Genomic DNA, 15,232 nt, shown 5'->3' with positions numbered 1-15,232 from the left:
CCGTGAAGCAGCGCGACCGAGGGGACCCGAGGGGGCGGCCTGTGTCGGTGCGGACGGCACGAGCGGTACGACTGGTCATCAGGACGTTCAGCGAACTCTGCGTCACCGTGGGGACCGTGATCGTGCTCTTCGTCGTCCACGTCCTCTTCTGGACGGGCATCGAGGCCGACCGCGCCATGAAGGGCGAGATCGACCGGCTCCAGGAGCAGTGGTCTGCGGCCCCCGCGACCGACGCGAAACCGGCCGAGGGCGACGACGGCGCACCCGTCCCCGCCCAGCGGCCGTACGAGGACGGCGAGCCGTTCGCCGTCATGCACATCCCCCGCTTCGGTTCCGGCTGGGCCAAGCCCGTCCTCGAGGGAACCGCCACCGGCACCCTCAAGAAGGGTCTCGGCCACTACGCGCGCACCGCCCGCCTCGGGGAGCGCGGGAACTTCGCGGTCGCAGGCCATCGCCGCACGTACGGGGACCCGTTCAAGGACGTCCCCGAGCTGCGCCCCGGCGACGCCGTCGTGCTGAACGACGGAACGACCTGGTTCACGTACCGGGTCGACCGCAAGCCGTACCGCACCCTGCCGAACGACACCGCGGTCATCGACCCCGTGCCCGACAAGGGCCCCTACCGTGGGCCCGGCCGCTATCTCACCCTGACCACCTGCGAGCCCGAGTGGGGCCACAGCCACCGCCTCATCGTCTGGGCCCACCTCGACTCCACCCGGCCCGTCGATCAGGGCAAGCCGGACGCATTGCGCAGCTGAGCCACGGGGCACCCCCGCAGACCTTTACTCTGGTGCTGGAATCGAGTCCGTCGTCGGCAAGTAGGGACAGCATGTACGGGTGGATCTGGCGGCATCTGCCGGGCAACACGTGGGTGCGGGCGCTGATCTCGCTCGTGCTCGTGCTGGCGATCGTCTACGTGCTGTTCCAGTACGTCTTCCCGTGGGCGGAACCGCTGCTCCCGTTCAATGACGTGACGGTCGACAACGGAGGCCGCGCAGCACGATGAGCACCGCACGCATCCTGGTCGTCGACAATTACGACAGCTTCGTCTTCAACCTCGTCCAGTACCTCTACCAGCTCGGGGCCGAGTGCGAGGTCCGGCGCAACGACGAGGTCGAACTCGCGCACGGCCAGGACGGGTTCGACGGTGTGCTGCTCTCCCCCGGTCCGGGGACGCCCGAGCAGGCCGGTGTCTGCGTCGACATGGTGCGGCACTGCGCGGAGACCGGGGTTCCGGTCTTCGGGGTCTGCCTGGGCATGCAGTCGATGGCCGTCGCGTACGGCGGCGTGGTCGACCGGGCGCCGGAGCTGCTGCACGGCAAGACCTCCGAGGTCACGCATGCCGGCGCGGGCGTCTTCCAGGGGCTGCCGTCGCCCTTCACCGCGACCCGCTACCACTCCCTCGCCCTCGAACGCGACACCGTCCCGGACGAGTTGGAGATCACGGCCTGGACGGAGAGCGGGGTCGCCATGGGGCTGCGCCACCGTGATCTCCCGGTCGAGGGCGTGCAGTTCCATCCCGAGTCGGTTCTCACCGAGTGGGGCCACCGCATGCTCGCCAACTGGCTGGTCGCCTGCGGGGACTCCGGCGCGGTCGGTCGCTCCGACGGGCTCGCGCCGGTGGTCGGCAGGGCCGGCGCGTGACCGCGCTCCGCCCCGAGCGTGACTCCGCGTCGCCGTACGGAGAGCCGTACGGCGAAGCAGGCGCGTTCGAGGCGGCGGTCGAGCGGCTCGACGACCCGCTGAACGACCCCCTGCCCGGCCAGGGACCGGCCAGCGACACTCCAGGAGTACAGAGCGGACAGGGCAGCTTCCCCTGGGTCCCTCTGCAGGACCGCGGCGAGGCGCCCGCGCCCGCCGCCGGGTACAGCCATGAGGACGGCTACGAGCCCTACGGCGGCGAGCACGCGTATCCGCGCGACGATGCCTCCTCGCGGGCGTACGGCGCCGCGCAGGAGGGCTGGCGGGGCACGGAGCAGGCCGGGGGGCAGATCTCCGGCCCCGACCCGTACACGTACGGGAGCGGCGAGCCGTACGGGACGTACGAGGGACGTGGCGGCGGGGAGCCGTTCGGGGCCGCGGAGGTCCAGGGTTCCCAGGGGACCCGGGGGGCGTACGACACCCACCGGGGCTTCGGCACATCCCAGGGGTACGAGGACGCGCCGGGCCCCCGCAGCTCCCAGGGCCTCCGCAACACCCCGGGCCTCCGCAACGCCCAGGGCCTCGACAACTCCCAGGGCAGGGACAGCGCGCAGGCGTACGACGCGACGCCGCAGGGCGCCACCGCCGACCGCATCGCGGCCATCCGCCAGGCCGCGCGTCAGGCGGTCCGGGAGGCCGCGGACCGGTCGGCCGCGGATCAGGACGACGCGGGCGCCACGGCCGTGATGCCGACGGTGTCCACGCCGCAGACCGGCTCACGCGGTGGTGGCGGTGCCCCGAGCGCCCTGCCGCGCATCGACGAGGAGACGGTCGCGCTGCGTGTCCCCGACGGCCTCGGGGGCGACGAGGCAGGCGCCTCGCCCCCGGGCGGTGGCCGTGCGGCCCGTCGCAAGGCGGCCAAGGGGAAGCGGAACGGCGGGCACCGGGCGCGCGGCCGACGCCCCGGCGACGGTGCGTCCGGCGAGGACGCTCCCGCCCCGGCCTCCCGTATGGAGGCCCGGCGTCAGGCGAAGGCGCGCAAGGACCCGCCGAGCGTGGTCGCGAGCCGTCTGGTCGGAGAGCTGTTCATCTCGATCGGCGTTCTGATGCTGCTGTTCGTGGCGTACCAGCTCTGGTACACCAACGTCCTCGCGCACGCGCAGGCGGGCGGAGCCGCGGACAGTCTGCAGCGGGGATGGGACAGCGGGGGCGACGGCGCGGAGAGCGCGGGCGCCTTCGAACCGGGACAGGGCTTCGCGATCCTCTACATCCCCAAGCTCGATGTGAAGGTCCCGATCGCCGAAGGCATCGACAAGCACAAGGTCCTGGACCGCGGCATGGCCGGCCACTACGCCAAGACCGCCATGCCATGGGAGAAGAAGGGCAACTTCTCGGTCGCGGGACATCGCAACACCCATGGTGAGCCGTTCCGTTACATCAACAAGCTCGAGCCGGGCGACAAGATCATCGTCGAGGTGAAGAACGCCTTCTACACGTACGAGATGGCGAACATCCTTCCCCAGACGCCGCCGTCGAACGTGTCCGTGATCGACCCGGTGCCCAATGGATCCGGATTCACCAAGCCCGGCCGCTACCTCACGCTGACGACCTGCACCCCTGAATTCACCAGCACGTATCGAATGATCGTGTGGGGGAAGATGGTCGACGAGCGACCGCGCAGCGAGGGCAAACCCGCCGAACTGTCCGGCGGCTAGCCCGAGTCCGCACCCGGCCGGACCGCCGACCGGCCCGGCAGCCCCCCATCGGCACAGAGATCACGAAACATCGAAACGGAGCACGACGCGGTGGCAGCGACCCAGCACGCACAGGACACCGAGGCGCATCCACCGCAGCGCCGCCCCCGCAAGGGGCGCCGGATCGCGGCCGTCGTCAGCGTCTTCGGCGAGCTCCTCATCACGACGGGCCTGGTGCTCGGCCTCTTCGTCGCCTACTCGCTGTGGTGGACGAACGTCCTGGCGGACCGCGACGCCGCGGCGAAGTCCAGCGAGGTGCGTGACCGCTGGGCCGCGCGCGGGCCCGGCGAGCTGGACACCAAGGACGGCATCGGCTTCCTGCACGTCCCCGCGATGAGGAACGGCGAGGTGCTGGTCACCAAGGGGACGGACGCCAAGGAGCTCAACCACGGCGTGGCCGGGTATTACACCAAGCCCGTGAAGGCCGCGATGCCGTGGGGGAAGAAGGGCAACTTCGCCCTCGCCGCGCACCGCGACGGACACGGCGCGAAGTTCCACAACATCGACAAGCTCGAGAAGGGTGACGCGGTCGTCTTCGAAACGCGCGACACCTGGTACGTCTACAAGGTCTACGAGACGCTGCCCGAGACCTCGAAGTACAACGTCGACGTGCTCGACGCCACCCCGAAGGAGTCCGGCAAGAAGAAGGCCGGCCGTTACCTCACGCTCACGACCTGCACGCCGGTCTACACCTCGAAGTACCGGTACATCGTCTGGGCCGAGCTGGAGCGTACGGAGAAGGTCGACGCGGACCGCACCCCGCCCGAGGAACTGCGCTGACGCACGCGTCTCGGTCCGGCATCCGGGGAGGCGGCTGCTCCTGACCGTCGAGCGGCCGGGGCCCGTACCCCAGTGGGGCGGGACGGTTCGTACCCTCGCGTCCGGGACAGCCCGTACACCTCGCGTCCGGACGCCCGTACACCCCGCGTGCGGGACCGCGTCCCCGTCCCACGCCCCCAAACGGCAACGGCGAAGGCCCCGCCCCACATCAGTGGGAGCAGGGCCTTCGCCGTACGTACCGGACGGGCGCCGGGGCGTCACTCCTCTGTGGCCGCGCCCTGCTGGCCTCCGAAGAAGCCGCCGTCGTCACCGCCGTTGCCGTTCCCGCCCGCCGTCGTGAGGTTCACGGCCGTGCCCGGGGGCACCTGCTGACCGGCGGCCGGGGTGGACACGAGCACCGTCGCGTTGTCGTCCTGCGGACCGGAGATCTGGCCGACCGTGAGCCCGGCTTCCTCGATCGCCTTGCGGGCGTCCTTGAGCTTCTGGCCCTGCAGCTGCGGGACCTGCGACTGCTCTGCCGCCTTGGCCACGGTCAGGGTGACCTTCGTGCCCTGCTCCTGCTGGGAGTTGCCCGCCGGGTCCTGCGCGACGACCGTGCCTGCGGCGACGTCGCCCCGCTCCTCCTCGGTCTTCCCGACCTCGAAGCCGAGCTGCTCGAGCTGGGTCTTCGCCTGCTCGAACGGCTGGTTGGTGACGTCCGGGACGGCGACGGTCTCCTTCTCCTTGGCGACCGTGAGCGTGATCGTGGCCGTCTTGGCCCGCTTCGTGCCCGCAGTCGGGCTCTGGTCGATCACGGTGCCCGGCGTGCGGTCGGACTCGACCCGCTTTGCCTGGATCCGGTCCTCGTCGAAGCCCTTCTGGACCAGCTCTTCCTTCGCGTCCTCGAGCTGGATGCCCTGGACGTCCGGAACGGAGATCTGCTCGGGACCCGAGCACAGGGTGACCGTGACGGTGTCGTCCTTCGCGATCTTCGCGCCCGCGGCCGGGTCCTGCTTGGTGATCTGGTTCTTCTTCTGGTCCTCGCAGGGGATGGGGTTGCCATCGTCCTGGACCACGAAGCCGCCGCTCTCGCCCTGCTGCTTGGCGTCCTTCAGCGTGTCACCGACGAAGTTCGGGACCTCGACGTCACCGGCGGCGCCGGCGCCTCCGAAAAGTTCCTTGCCGATGAAGATCGCGCCGACCAGCACCAGTATGCCCGCGACGACCAGGAGCACGGTCGAGGTGTTGCTCTTCTTCTGCTGGCCGCCACGGCGGCCCGGGGGCCGCTCGTCGTAGCCGAAGCCGCCGTCGTCGTCGCGCATGGGCGGGAGCATCGAGGTCTGGCCGCCCGGGTCCTGCGCGCGCAGGGCCGTCGTCGGCTGGTCGTCGCCGTACGCGCCGTAGCCGACGGCGCCCAGCGCGGCCGTGGCCGCCACCGGCTGCCGCCCGTCGAGCGCGGCCTCGATGTCGGCGCGCATCTCGTCGGCGGACTGGTAGCGGTACTCGGGGTCCTTCACCAGCGCCTTGAGGACGATGGCGTCCATCGCCGGGGAGATCTCGGGGTCGTACACGCTCGGCGCCTGCGGGTCCTCCCGGACGTGCTGGTACGCGACCGCGACCGGGGAGTCGCCCACGAAGGGCGGCCGCACCGTCAGCAGCTCGTACAGCAGGCAGCCCGTGGAGTACAGGTCGGAGCGTGCGTCGACCTGCTCGCCCTTGGCCTGCTCGGGCGAGAGGTACTGGGCCGTGCCGATGACCGCCGCGGTCTGCGTCATGGTCATCCCGGAGTCGCCCATCGCGCGGGCGATGCCGAAGTCCATGACCTTGACTTGACCGGTGCGCGTCAGCATGACGTTGGCCGGCTTGATGTCGCGGTGAACGATCCCGGCCCGGTGGGAGTACTCCAGGGCCTGGAGGATGCCGATGGTCATCTCCAGGGACCGCTCGGGCAGCAGCTTTCTCCCGGAGTGCAGCAGCTCACGCAGGGTGGAACCGTCCACGTACTCCATCACGATGTACGGAATGGAGACGTTGTCGACGTAGTCCTCGCCGGTGTCGTAGACAGCGACGATCGACGGGTGGTTGAGCGAGGCGGCCGACTGGGCCTCCCGGCGGAACCGGGCCTGGAACGACGGATCGCGGGCGAGGTCCACCCGGAGCGTCTTCACAGCAACGGTGCGACCGAGGCGCGTGTCATGCGCGAGGTACACCTCGGCCATGCCACCGCGGCCGAGCACCGAGCCCAGCTCGTACCGGCCGCCGAGGCGACGCGGCTCTTCCATGTCTTCTCCAGCCCTCTTCCGTCATTCCCACGCACCGGTGGGGTCCGGCGGTGTGCTGCTCGGCATACCGTACCCGGCACGCCGTAGTGGACCCGGCCTGCTCCTCTCACCTGATACGAGACCGGTACTGTCCCGTGGGCAGTTCCGGCCCGGAGTGTGACCGGGCTCACTTCTCGCTGTCGATGACCGCCTCCATGACGTTCTTGGCGATCGGGGCGGCCAGGCCGCCGCCGGAGATGTCGTCGCGGTTGGCGCTGCCGTCCTCCACCACGACGGCGACGGCGACCGGGGTTCCGCTGTCGGTCTTCGCGTATGAGATGAACCACGCGTAAGGCAGCTCACTGTTGTCCACACCGTGCTGGGCCGTACCCGTCTTGCCACCCACCGTGACACCGGGGATCTTTGCCTTGCTGCCGGTGCCGCCCTGGTCCTCGACGACGGTCTCCATCATCTCCTGGAGCTTCTGGGCGTTCTCCGGCTGGAGCGGCTGGCTCATCGGCTCGGGCTTGTGCTGCTCGACCACGTTGAGGTTCGGCGCCCGGAGCTGCTCCACCATGTACGGCTCCATCAGCTTGCCGTCGTTGGCGATGGCCGAGGCGACCATGGCCATCTGGAGCGGGGTGGCCGCCGTGTTGAACTGCCCGATGGAGGAGAGGGCGTTGCCGGGCCGGTCCATCTTGGTGTCGTAGACGCTGGCGTTGGAGCGGGTCGGAGTGAAGATCTCCTTGTTGAAGCCGAACTTCTCGGCCTGCTCCACCATCTTGTCCCGGCCGACGTTGTCGCCGATCTTGGCGAAGACCGTGTTGCAGGACACCTTGAGCGCGTTGCGCAGGGTCGCGTCCTTGCAGGGGATGTTGCCTTCGTTCTTCAGGTTCGTGGAGCTGAGCGGGAGCTTGTACGGCAGCGGCGACTTGGTCGGCTCGTCGATGTCCGTGTAGAGCCCGTTCTCCAGGGCCGCGGCCGCCGTGACCACCTTGAAGGTCGAGCCGGGCGGGTACGTCTCGCGCAGCGCCCGGTTGGTCATCGGCTTGTCCTTGTCGGCGAGGAGAGCCTTGTAGTTCTCCCCGTCCTTCTCGGTCATGCCGGCGATCTTCGACGGGTCGTAGCTGGGCGCGCTGGCCAGGGCGAGGATCGCGCCGTTCTCCGGGTTGATCGCCGCGACGGCGCCCTTACGGCCCTTCAGACCGGCGTAAGCAGCCTTCTGCGCCTTGGAGTTGAGGGTGGTGACGACATCGCCGCCCGTCTTCTCCTTGCCGGTGAGCATGTCGATGGTGCGGTTGAAGAAGAGCCGGTCGTCGTCGCCGGTGAGTATCCCGTCGTTCAGCTTCTCCAGGAAGTTGGCGTCGTAGACCTGCGAGGCGTAGCCGGTGACGGGGGCCCACATGGGGCCGTCCTTGTACGTGCGCTTGTACTTGAAGTCCCCGGTGTCCGTCTCCTTGGAGCCGGTGATCGGGTCGCCGTCGACGATGATGTTGCCGCGCGGCTGGCTGTACCGGGCGATGTCGACCCGGCGGTTGTGCTCGTCTTCCTTGAGCTCGTCTGCCTGGACGAACTGAACCCAGTTCACGCGGATCAGCAGGGCGAGGACGAGCAGGCCGCAGAAGATCGCGACCCTGCGGAGAGGCTTGTTCACGGTCGGACCACCTGGGTCATCTCGGCGTCGGTGGACGGGGCCGGGGCCGGGGCGGGGCGCCGCGCGGTGTCGCTGATGCGCAGCAGGATCGCGACGAGCGCCCAGTTGGCGACGACGGACGAACCGCCCTGCGCCAGGAACGGCATCGTCATACCGGTCAGCGGGATCAGCGCGGTCACGCCGCCCGCGACGACGAAGATCTGGAGGGCGAAGGCGCCGGAGAGGCCGACGGCGAGCAGCTTGCCGAAGGGGTCACGGGCGGCCAGGGCGGTGCGGATGCCGCGCTCGATGAGGAGCCCGTAGAGGAGGACGATCGCCATCATCCCCGTCAGGCCCAGCTCTTCGCCGACCGTGGCGAGGATGTAGTCGCTCTTCGCGCCGAGACCGCCGATGAGCCGGGAGAAGCCCTGGCCGAGGCCCGAGCCGAGGATCCCGCCCGAGCCGAAGGAGTACATCACCTGCGCGGTCTCGGTCACGGCGCCGTTGACGGTGGCCAGGGGGTTCAGCCAGTTGTCGACGCGGGCCCCGACATGGCTGTTGAAGGAGGCCACGAAGACCGCGCCGCCGGCGGAGAGCAGCAGACCGAAGACGATCCAGCTCGTCCGCTCGGTGGCGACGTAGAGCATGACGACGAAGAGGCCGAAGAACAGCAGCGAGGTACCGAGGTCGGTCTCGAAGACCAGGATCATCAGGCTGATCGCCCAGATCACGAGGATCGGTCCGAGGTCACGGCCGCGTGGGAGGTACATGCCCATGAAGCGGCGGCTGGCGAGCGCGAGTGCGTCCCGTTTGACCATCAGGTATCCGGCGAAGAACACGGTGATGATGATCTTCGCGAACTCGCCTGGCTGGATGGACCCGACGCCGGGGATGACGATCCAGATCTTGGCGCCGTTGACGGCCGGGAAGAACATCGGCAGGGCGAGCAGCACGAGCGCCGCGGCCATCGAGATGTAGGTGTAGCGCTGCAGGACGCGGTGGTCCTTGAGGAAGACCAGCACGGCGAGGAACAGCGCGATGCCGAGGGTGGACCACATGAGCTGCCCCGGCGCCTTCGGTCCGCCCAGGATCTCGGTGGTGATCGACTTCTCCTGGTCGAGTCTCCAGATCAGCACCAGCCCGAGGCCGTTCAGCAGCGTCGCGACGGGCAGCATCAGCGGGTCCGCGTACGGGGCGAACTTGCGCACCATCAGGTGCGCGACGCCCGCGAGGAGACCGAGCCCGAGCCCGTAGCCGAGCATGCCCGTGGGGAGGCTCCCGCCCTTCGCCAGGCCGACGTTGGCGTAGGCGAAGACGGGGATCAGCACCGCGAAGATCAGCAGGGCGAGTTCGGTGTTCCGCCTGCTCGGCGCTCCCACGGAGCTGATGGTGGTCGTGTTGCTGCTACTGCTCATGGCTTGGGCGGCCCCCTGCTTCTACTGGGTGCTATCGCACTGCTTGGCCAGTTGCTTCTCTTCCTCCGACAGCGTGGGGCCGGGCGTCGGAGTTCCACTGGCGTTCGGGCTCGGGGTCTCGGCCGTGCGCGTGGCGGGCGTACCGCCCTGGGTCCCGCCGGCCTCGCCCTGCTGCTGGCCGGGCTTGGCCTGCTGGTCCTCGGCCTTCTCGCGCTGCTCGGCCTGCTCCTTGGCGGCCTTGGCCTGCTCGGAGCGCTTCTGGCACGCACTCGCCTGCTTGCCGAGATCGGCGACCTTGTCCTCGGCCTGGCCGAGGCTGCCGACCGCGATGGTCTCCTCGACCTGCTTCCGCTGGTAGGCGGGGAGGTACTTGAGTTCGATCTCGGGGTGGTCCTTGTGCACCTCGTTGAGGCTGATCCAGGCCAGATCCTGGCTGATGCCCTGGTAGAGGGCGAGGTGCTTGCCCTTGGCGCCGACGTAGTACTGGGTCTGCGTCCAGCGGTAGCCGCCGTAGCCCGCGGCGGCGAGGAGGCCCAGCGCGAGCGTGATGATCAGGCTCCGCTTCAGCCACTTGCCGCGGCGGCCCGGCTTGATGAAGTCGTCGTCGGTGTACGCGCCGTAGCCGCCGTCGCCGAGGCCCGCGATGCCCGGGTCGCCGCTGCCGGGCGGGCCGAAGCCGCCCGCGGAGGCGCCGGGGCCCTGCTGCGGTACGCCGCGGCCCAGACCCGCCGCACGGCCCGCCGGGGTCTGCATCGCGCCGTTGTCGTTGAGGTGGTGCGGGTTCTCCGCGACCGCGCCGACGACGAGCGGGGTGTCGTTGAGCTGCCCGGCGAGGGTGTCGCTGTCGTCGACGTCGAGGACGTCGGCGACGATGCACGTGATGTTGTCGGGACCGCCGCCGCGCAGCGCGAGCTGGATGAGCTCCTGCACGGTCTCGTGCGGGCCCTGGTAGCTGGCGAGGGTGTCCTCGAGGGTCTGGTGGCTCACGACGCCCGAGAGGCCGTCGGAGCAGATGAGGTAGCGGTCACCGGCCCGGACCTCGCGGATGGAGAGGTCGGGCTCGACGTGGTCGCCGCTGCCGAGCGCTCGCATCAGCAGCGAGCGTTGCGGGTGCGTGGTCGCTTCCTCCTCGGTGATCCGGCCCTCGTCCACCAGCCGCTGCACCCAGGTGTGGTCCTGGGTGATCTGGGTGAGGACGCCGTCACGCAGGAGGTACGCGCGGGAGTCGCCGACGTGGACCAGGCCCAGGCGCTGGCCCGTCCACAGGAGGGCGGTGAGCGTGGTGCCCATGCCCTCGAGCTGGGGGTCCTCGTCGACCATGACGCGCAACTGGTCGTTGGCGCGCTGCACGGCCGTGCCGAGCGAGGTGAGGATGTCCGAACCCGGCACGTCGTCGTCGAGCTGCACGAGGGTGGAGATCACCTCGGAGCTGGCGACCTCGCCGGCGGCCTGGCCGCCCATGCCGTCGGCGATGGCGAGGAGGCGGGGGCCGGCGTAGCCGGAGTCCTCGTTGCCCTCGCGGATCATGCCTTTGTGCGATCCGGCGGCGAAGCGCAGTGACAGACTCATGCGCACCTCGCCGGTCGGCTCGGGGTACATCCGCACGGTGCCCACCCTCCGGTCGGGAGCGCGCTCACGTCTGCCGCGCCGACCGTCGGCAGGGCTGCCGACGCGGCCGTGGCCCGCTCGCTCCGCTCGCTCATTCTCGTACTACTTCCGCAGCTCGATAACGGTCTTGCCGATACGAATCGGCGCGCCCAGCGGAATCGGGGTCGGGGTGGTGAGTCGGGTCCGGTCGAGGTACGTGCCGTTGGTGGACCCGAGATCCTCCACGATCCATTGGCCGTCACGATCCGGGTAGATCCTGGCATGCCTGCTGGACGCGTAGTCGTCGTCCAGCACGATCGTCGAGTCGTGTGCCCGGCCGAGGGAGATGGTCTGGCCCTGGAGGGCCACCGTGGTGCCGGTGAGGCTGCCCTCGGACACCACGAGCTTGGTCGGCGCACCACGGCGCTGGCGTCCTCCGCCGCGGCCGCCGGACGGGGCGCGCTGCTGCGGCGGCTGCTGTTGCTGCCGCCCGCCGGACGGGCGGGCCTGGCCCTCGGCACGTCGGGCCGCGCGCTGGGTGACGCGCGTGCCGAACAGATCGCTGCGGATGACCTGTACGGCCACGATGACGAACAGCCACAGTACGGCGAGAAAGCCCAGCCGCATGACCGTCAGGGTCAGCTCTGACATTGCCCCCGCTTCACCCTTCGGCTTGCCGGAAAACGATGGTGGTGCTGCCCACGACGATCCGCGAGCCGTCGCGGAGCGTAGCGCGGGTCGTGTGCTGCCCGTCCACCACGATGCCGTTGGTGGAACCCAGATCCTGGATCGTCGAGGGCGTACCGGTCCGGATCTCGCAGTGCCGGCGGGAGACGCCGGGGTCGTCGATCCGCACATCGGCCTCGGTGCTGCGCCCGAGGACCAAGGTCGGACGGGAGATCTGGTGGCGTGTGCCGTTGATCTCGATCCAGCGGCGGGTCTGCGAGCCCGGCATCGGGCCCGCGCCGGGCATCCGCGTCACGGGTGCGGGACCGCCGGGCCGGGCCGCGGGCGGGGGCGACGACGGCATGGGCGGTGCGCCGGCCGGCTGCGCGGAGCGGCCGCCGTACGGGGCGGCCGCGGCCGGGCGCCGGCCCTGCTGGGCCTGGGACTCGCTCGAGGCGAGGGTGCGGCTGCGCACGCGGTACAGCCCGGTGTCGAGGTCGTCCGCCTTCTCCAGGTGCACCTTGATCGGGCCCATGAAGGTGTAGCGCTGCTGTTTCGCGTAGTCACGCACCATGCCCGACAGCTCGTCGCCGAGCTGGCCCGAGTACGGACTCAGGCGCTCATGGTCGGGCGTGCTCAGCTCGACGATGAAGTCGTTGGGCACGACGGTGCGGTCGCGGTTCCAGATGGTCGCGTTGTTGTCGCACTCCCGCTGGAGTGCTCCCGCGATCTCGACGGGCTGCACCTCGGACTTGAACACCTTGGCGAAGGTGCCGTTCACGAGACCCTCGAGACGCTGCTCGAAGCGCTTCATTACTCCCACCGGGCACCTCCTTCCCTGCTGGGCTCGCCGAAATCGTCCTGGTACTGCTTACTGATCGTATCCACGAGCGGCAAACACGAGTGGTTCCACTTCACGCCCCCGCCGTCGAGTGTCGCCCCTCACAGGTCTGATCCTGGTGGGCCACACCGGATGGTAGAGGCCATCCCTGGAACAGTGTCCCGCAACCGTGACGGTGCCCGGCCCCGCGGGGCGCGCGGCAGCACGTGCACGCGCCCCGCGGGGCCTGCACATACGCGCCCCATGGGGCCTGGGAATAGGCGTGTGAATCCACCCTCGCCAGCGTGCTAACCTTCTGGATGTCGGAAGGCGCCCCTACGGGACACGGACTCACCGTCCGCGAAATGTGAGGAAGCCTGACGGCAACACCCATGCGCGGGTGGCGGAATAGGCAGACGCGCTGGATTCAGGTTCCAGTGCCCGAAAGGGCGTGGGGGTTCAACTCCCCCCTCGCGCACCATGAGAACCGATGAACGGGTCTCTGCCAGTGACGAAAGTCCTGGTGGGGGCCCGTTTCTCGTGCGTGGCATAGATCTCCCCGCCCTGATGGGCATGTTCACGCCCGGCAGGACCCGGCGGTGAGTCATCTCACGGCAGGAGCCCGCCTCTTGGGGTGGTGGTGTTGTGACGGCTGTGGCGTGACCGGTCGGCTGGTGCGGGGCGGGCGACACCTGGCGCAGCGTCGTGGCCCGGGGCTGTCGCGGGTCTCCGGGCGCTGGTGCGGGTGGGTGCCGACACCGTCCCGTCGGTGGACGTCAACCGGGACGGCCGTCTCGCAACCCTGAACCTCTCCGCCTGTCAAGGGAGTTGGCCCGCATCCCGAGCGGCCGGCCGCTGCGGCGCCGCTCACCGCATCACGCAGGCACCGGCTCGCTGTCCCGGAAGAGGTCCCACAGGAGCACGGTGGGGTCGAGCCCGCTGCTCACCATGGCCTGCATGACAGCGTCGCTGAGCGCGATCAGGGACAGATAGCCGTGCGCGGCGCGTACCCCGTGCATGAGGCCGATGATGCTGTAGAGCGTCGGGACCTCGCACGAGCTCACTCCCCTCAGATCGAGGCGGAGGCGCCGGTGGCCCGTACTGCAGCGGTAGATCACTTCGTTACGCAGCGTCTGCATGGTCCATACGCTGAGTTCCCCGCTCAGGGTGAGCGTCAGCGCCTCGTCGTCGCTGATCGAGGGCAGCGGGGCGATGCCGAGGTCTGGGGGTTGGGCCACCCGTGATCGCCTCCCACCGCATGCCAGATGCTGCAGGTAATACGAGCGTAGATCCGGTCGGCGCCGGGCTTCAACAGCACGCGCACGACCGGATCCGGCCCCTTCGGCTCCGGTCCTCAGAGCTCCTGCGCGGGCCAGTCCAGCAGCCGTGCGCCGATGACCGCGGTCTGCAGCGTGTAGCGGTGCACGGGGTCGCCCGGGTCGGCGCCCGTCAGCCGCCGGATGCGATCGAGCCGGTAGGTCATCGCCCGCACGCTGAGCGAGAGTTGGCGCGCCGCCTCCGCGGCCACGCAGCCGGTGTCGAAGTAGACCGTCAGGGTGTCCAGCAGAGGCTGCGCCCCTCCGCGGGCCTGCCGGAGGGGCCCGAGCACGCTGCGCACGAGATCGGCCATGGCCTGCCGGTCCCGGGTGAGCACGGGGTAGACCAAGAGGTCCGCGGCGTGGAGCACCGGGTCCTCCAGGCCCATGCGATGGGCCAGGTCGAGGGCGTTCAGGGCTTCCTCGTACGAGTGGACGACGCCGCCGGCGCCGGGCTGGGCGCGGCCGATGGCGACCCGGACGCCGTCCGCCGCCGCGTACGCCTGCTTGGCGAAGAAGGTCAGCACGTCGGACTGGTCGGCCGGTGCGATGCAGATCAACCGGTCGTCCTTCGTGGTGAGCAGGATGTGGCGGTCACCGAAGCGGGCGACGAGCGAGGACTCGACCCGGCGGGTCAGCGGTGATCCGTCGTCGAACGGTTCCGTGCCCTCGGCGGCGGCGACCGTGTGGGCGTGGGAGAGGAGGAGTCCGAAGCGTTCGGCGCGCTCGGCGAGCCGCCCGAGGTCGCTGCGTCCGTACAGCAGGTCGTCGACGAACTCCCGCCGCGCGGCCTCCTCCTGGCGTACGGCCTGGCGCTGGGCGCGCTCGTGGCCCTCGGCGAAGGCGTCGACGGCCTGCTCGACGGCGTCGAGGACGTGCTCGGCAGCGGAGGGGGCGAGCCCGGCGGCGACCGACCGGGCCGCGGTGAGGTGGGCGCGCACCAGCGCCCGCAGGCCGATGCCCACCTCGGCCGCGCGCTCCCCCTGGCCGCGCAGGGCCTCCAGTTCGTCGCGTGTGAGCCTGCGTCCCGTGGCGCAGGCGGCGGCGAGGATCTCGGCGTACCCCGCGAGGTGGTCCTCGGGTACCGGCCGGTCCGCCATGGGTGCTCCTGCCTCCTGCTTCCTGCTCCTGCCGTGCGGCGTATGCGTGTCTCGCATGTGTGCCGTTGACGGTCCTGGGGTGCCCGTCCGTGCGGCGTGCCGCGGCGGCTCACCGGCATCAAGGATACGTAAAGATTGCCGGTCCACGGCAATGCGTACGCAGAGTGCGGGCTGCCACGATGCGGAGCACCGGACGCGGCGGATGACCGACTGCCGCAGGCCGGAAACCGGAGTGCCGCCGTCGGCTGTTCCGGAGCACCGGGCGTATTTCAGGGCGCCG

Annotated in this window: 13 protein-coding genes and 1 tRNA gene; 6 read left to right on the top strand and 8 right to left on the bottom strand. The window is 70.1% G+C overall.

What is annotated here, in order from left to right:
• Positions 1-41: 41 nt before the first annotated feature.
• The 5 genes from ABZ822_RS07135 to ABZ822_RS07115 all read left to right on the top strand — a co-directional run bounded on the left by ABZ822_RS07135 (position 42) and on the right by ABZ822_RS07115 (position 4,175).
• Complete coding sequence (locus tag ABZ822_RS07135; protein ID WP_360848109.1) at positions 42-758, top strand: class E sortase; 717 nt, start codon at positions 42-44, stop codon at positions 756-758.
• A 71-nt stretch (positions 759-829) separates the two neighbouring features.
• Positions 830-1,006 (top strand): hypothetical protein, encoded by a 177-nt coding sequence (locus ABZ822_RS07130; protein WP_360848106.1) that lies wholly within the window; start codon positions 830-832, stop codon positions 1,004-1,006.
• Complete coding sequence (locus ABZ822_RS07125) at positions 1,003-1,644, top strand: aminodeoxychorismate/anthranilate synthase component II (protein ID WP_360848103.1); 642 nt, start codon at positions 1,003-1,005, stop codon at positions 1,642-1,644. The genes ABZ822_RS07130 and ABZ822_RS07125 overlap by 4 nt, the downstream gene beginning before the upstream one ends.
• On the top strand, positions 1,641-3,356 hold the full coding sequence (locus ABZ822_RS07120; protein WP_360848101.1) for a class E sortase: 1,716 nt from the start codon (positions 1,641-1,643) through the stop codon (positions 3,354-3,356). The genes ABZ822_RS07125 and ABZ822_RS07120 overlap by 4 nt, the downstream gene beginning before the upstream one ends.
• 90 nt (positions 3,357-3,446) lie before the next feature.
• Positions 3,447-4,175, top strand: coding sequence for a class E sortase (locus tag ABZ822_RS07115; RefSeq protein WP_360848098.1), 729 nt, complete (start codon positions 3,447-3,449; stop codon positions 4,173-4,175).
• 257 nt (positions 4,176-4,432) lie between these two features.
• On the opposite strand, the gene pknB is transcribed toward ABZ822_RS07115, so the two are convergent.
• The 6 genes from pknB to ABZ822_RS07085 form a co-directional block, all read right to left on the bottom strand.
• Positions 4,433-6,436 (bottom strand): Stk1 family PASTA domain-containing Ser/Thr kinase, encoded by a 2,004-nt coding sequence (pknB, locus tag ABZ822_RS07110; RefSeq protein ID WP_360848095.1) that lies wholly within the window; start codon positions 6,434-6,436, stop codon positions 4,433-4,435.
• A 166-nt stretch (positions 6,437-6,602) separates the two neighbouring features.
• On the bottom strand, positions 6,603-8,069 hold the full coding sequence (locus tag ABZ822_RS07105) for a penicillin-binding transpeptidase domain-containing protein (RefSeq protein ID WP_360848092.1): 1,467 nt from the start codon (positions 8,067-8,069) through the stop codon (positions 6,603-6,605).
• Positions 8,066-9,463: an FtsW/RodA/SpoVE family cell cycle protein gene (locus ABZ822_RS07100; RefSeq protein WP_360848089.1), complete on the bottom strand. Its 1,398-nt coding sequence runs from the start codon at positions 9,461-9,463 to the stop codon at positions 8,066-8,068. Before ABZ822_RS07100 ends, ABZ822_RS07105 begins: the two co-directional genes overlap by 4 nt.
• A gap of 21 nt (positions 9,464-9,484) precedes the next feature.
• The gene (locus tag ABZ822_RS07095) at positions 9,485-11,032 is read right to left on the bottom strand and encodes a PP2C family serine/threonine-protein phosphatase (RefSeq protein ID WP_360848086.1); all 1,548 of its coding nucleotides are present in this window, start codon (positions 11,030-11,032) and stop codon (positions 9,485-9,487) included.
• A 141-nt stretch (positions 11,033-11,173) separates the two neighbouring features.
• Positions 11,174-11,701: an FHA domain-containing protein gene (locus tag ABZ822_RS07090; RefSeq protein WP_360848083.1), complete on the bottom strand. Its 528-nt coding sequence runs from the start codon at positions 11,699-11,701 to the stop codon at positions 11,174-11,176.
• A 10-nt stretch (positions 11,702-11,711) separates the two neighbouring features.
• Positions 11,712-12,539, bottom strand: coding sequence for a DUF3662 and FHA domain-containing protein (locus ABZ822_RS07085; RefSeq protein WP_360848080.1), 828 nt, complete (start codon positions 12,537-12,539; stop codon positions 11,712-11,714).
• 391 nt (positions 12,540-12,930) lie between these two features.
• Between ABZ822_RS07085 and ABZ822_RS07080 the strand changes: the two genes are divergently transcribed.
• A tRNA-Leu gene (locus ABZ822_RS07080) sits at positions 12,931-13,017 on the top strand.
• A 394-nt stretch (positions 13,018-13,411) separates the two neighbouring features.
• Here ABZ822_RS07080 and ABZ822_RS07075 read toward each other — a convergent pair.
• Positions 13,412-13,774, bottom strand: a complete 363-nt coding sequence (locus tag ABZ822_RS07075; RefSeq protein WP_360848077.1) for an STAS domain-containing protein — start codon at positions 13,772-13,774, stop codon at positions 13,412-13,414.
• Between the two features lie 116 nt (positions 13,775-13,890).
• The gene (locus ABZ822_RS07070; RefSeq protein ID WP_360848074.1) at positions 13,891-14,952 is read right to left on the bottom strand and encodes a helix-turn-helix domain-containing protein; all 1,062 of its coding nucleotides are present in this window, start codon (positions 14,950-14,952) and stop codon (positions 13,891-13,893) included.
• Positions 14,953-15,232 lie beyond the last annotated feature (280 nt).

Source organism: Streptomyces sp. NPDC047108 (genome assembly GCF_040643575.1).
GTDB lineage: Bacteria > Actinomycetota > Actinomycetes > Streptomycetales > Streptomycetaceae > Streptomyces.
The sequence above is the reverse complement of the archived record's forward strand: the minus strand, read 5'-3'. Positions and strand labels throughout refer to the sequence as shown.

Bases quoted from the DNA above. Each gene is read 5' to 3' on its own strand.
- ABZ822_RS07130 (WP_360848106.1), top strand. From the start codon at position 830: ATGTACGGGTGGATCTGGCGGCATCTGCCGGGCAACACGTGGGTGCGG.
- ABZ822_RS07100 (WP_360848089.1), bottom strand. From the start codon at position 9,463: ATGAGCAGTAGCAGCAACACGACCACCATCAGCTCCGTGGGAGCGCCG.
- ABZ822_RS07090 (WP_360848083.1), bottom strand. From the start codon at position 11,701: ATGTCAGAGCTGACCCTGACGGTCATGCGGCTGGGCTTTCTCGCCGTA.
- pknB (WP_360848095.1), bottom strand. From the start codon at position 6,436: ATGGAAGAGCCGCGTCGCCTCGGCGGCCGGTACGAGCTGGGCTCGGTG.
- ABZ822_RS07125 (WP_360848103.1), top strand. From the start codon at position 1,003: ATGAGCACCGCACGCATCCTGGTCGTCGACAATTACGACAGCTTCGTC.
- ABZ822_RS07095 (WP_360848086.1), bottom strand. From the start codon at position 11,032: ATGAGTCTGTCACTGCGCTTCGCCGCCGGATCGCACAAAGGCATGATC.
- ABZ822_RS07070 (WP_360848074.1), bottom strand. From the start codon at position 14,952: ATGGCGGACCGGCCGGTACCCGAGGACCACCTCGCGGGGTACGCCGAG.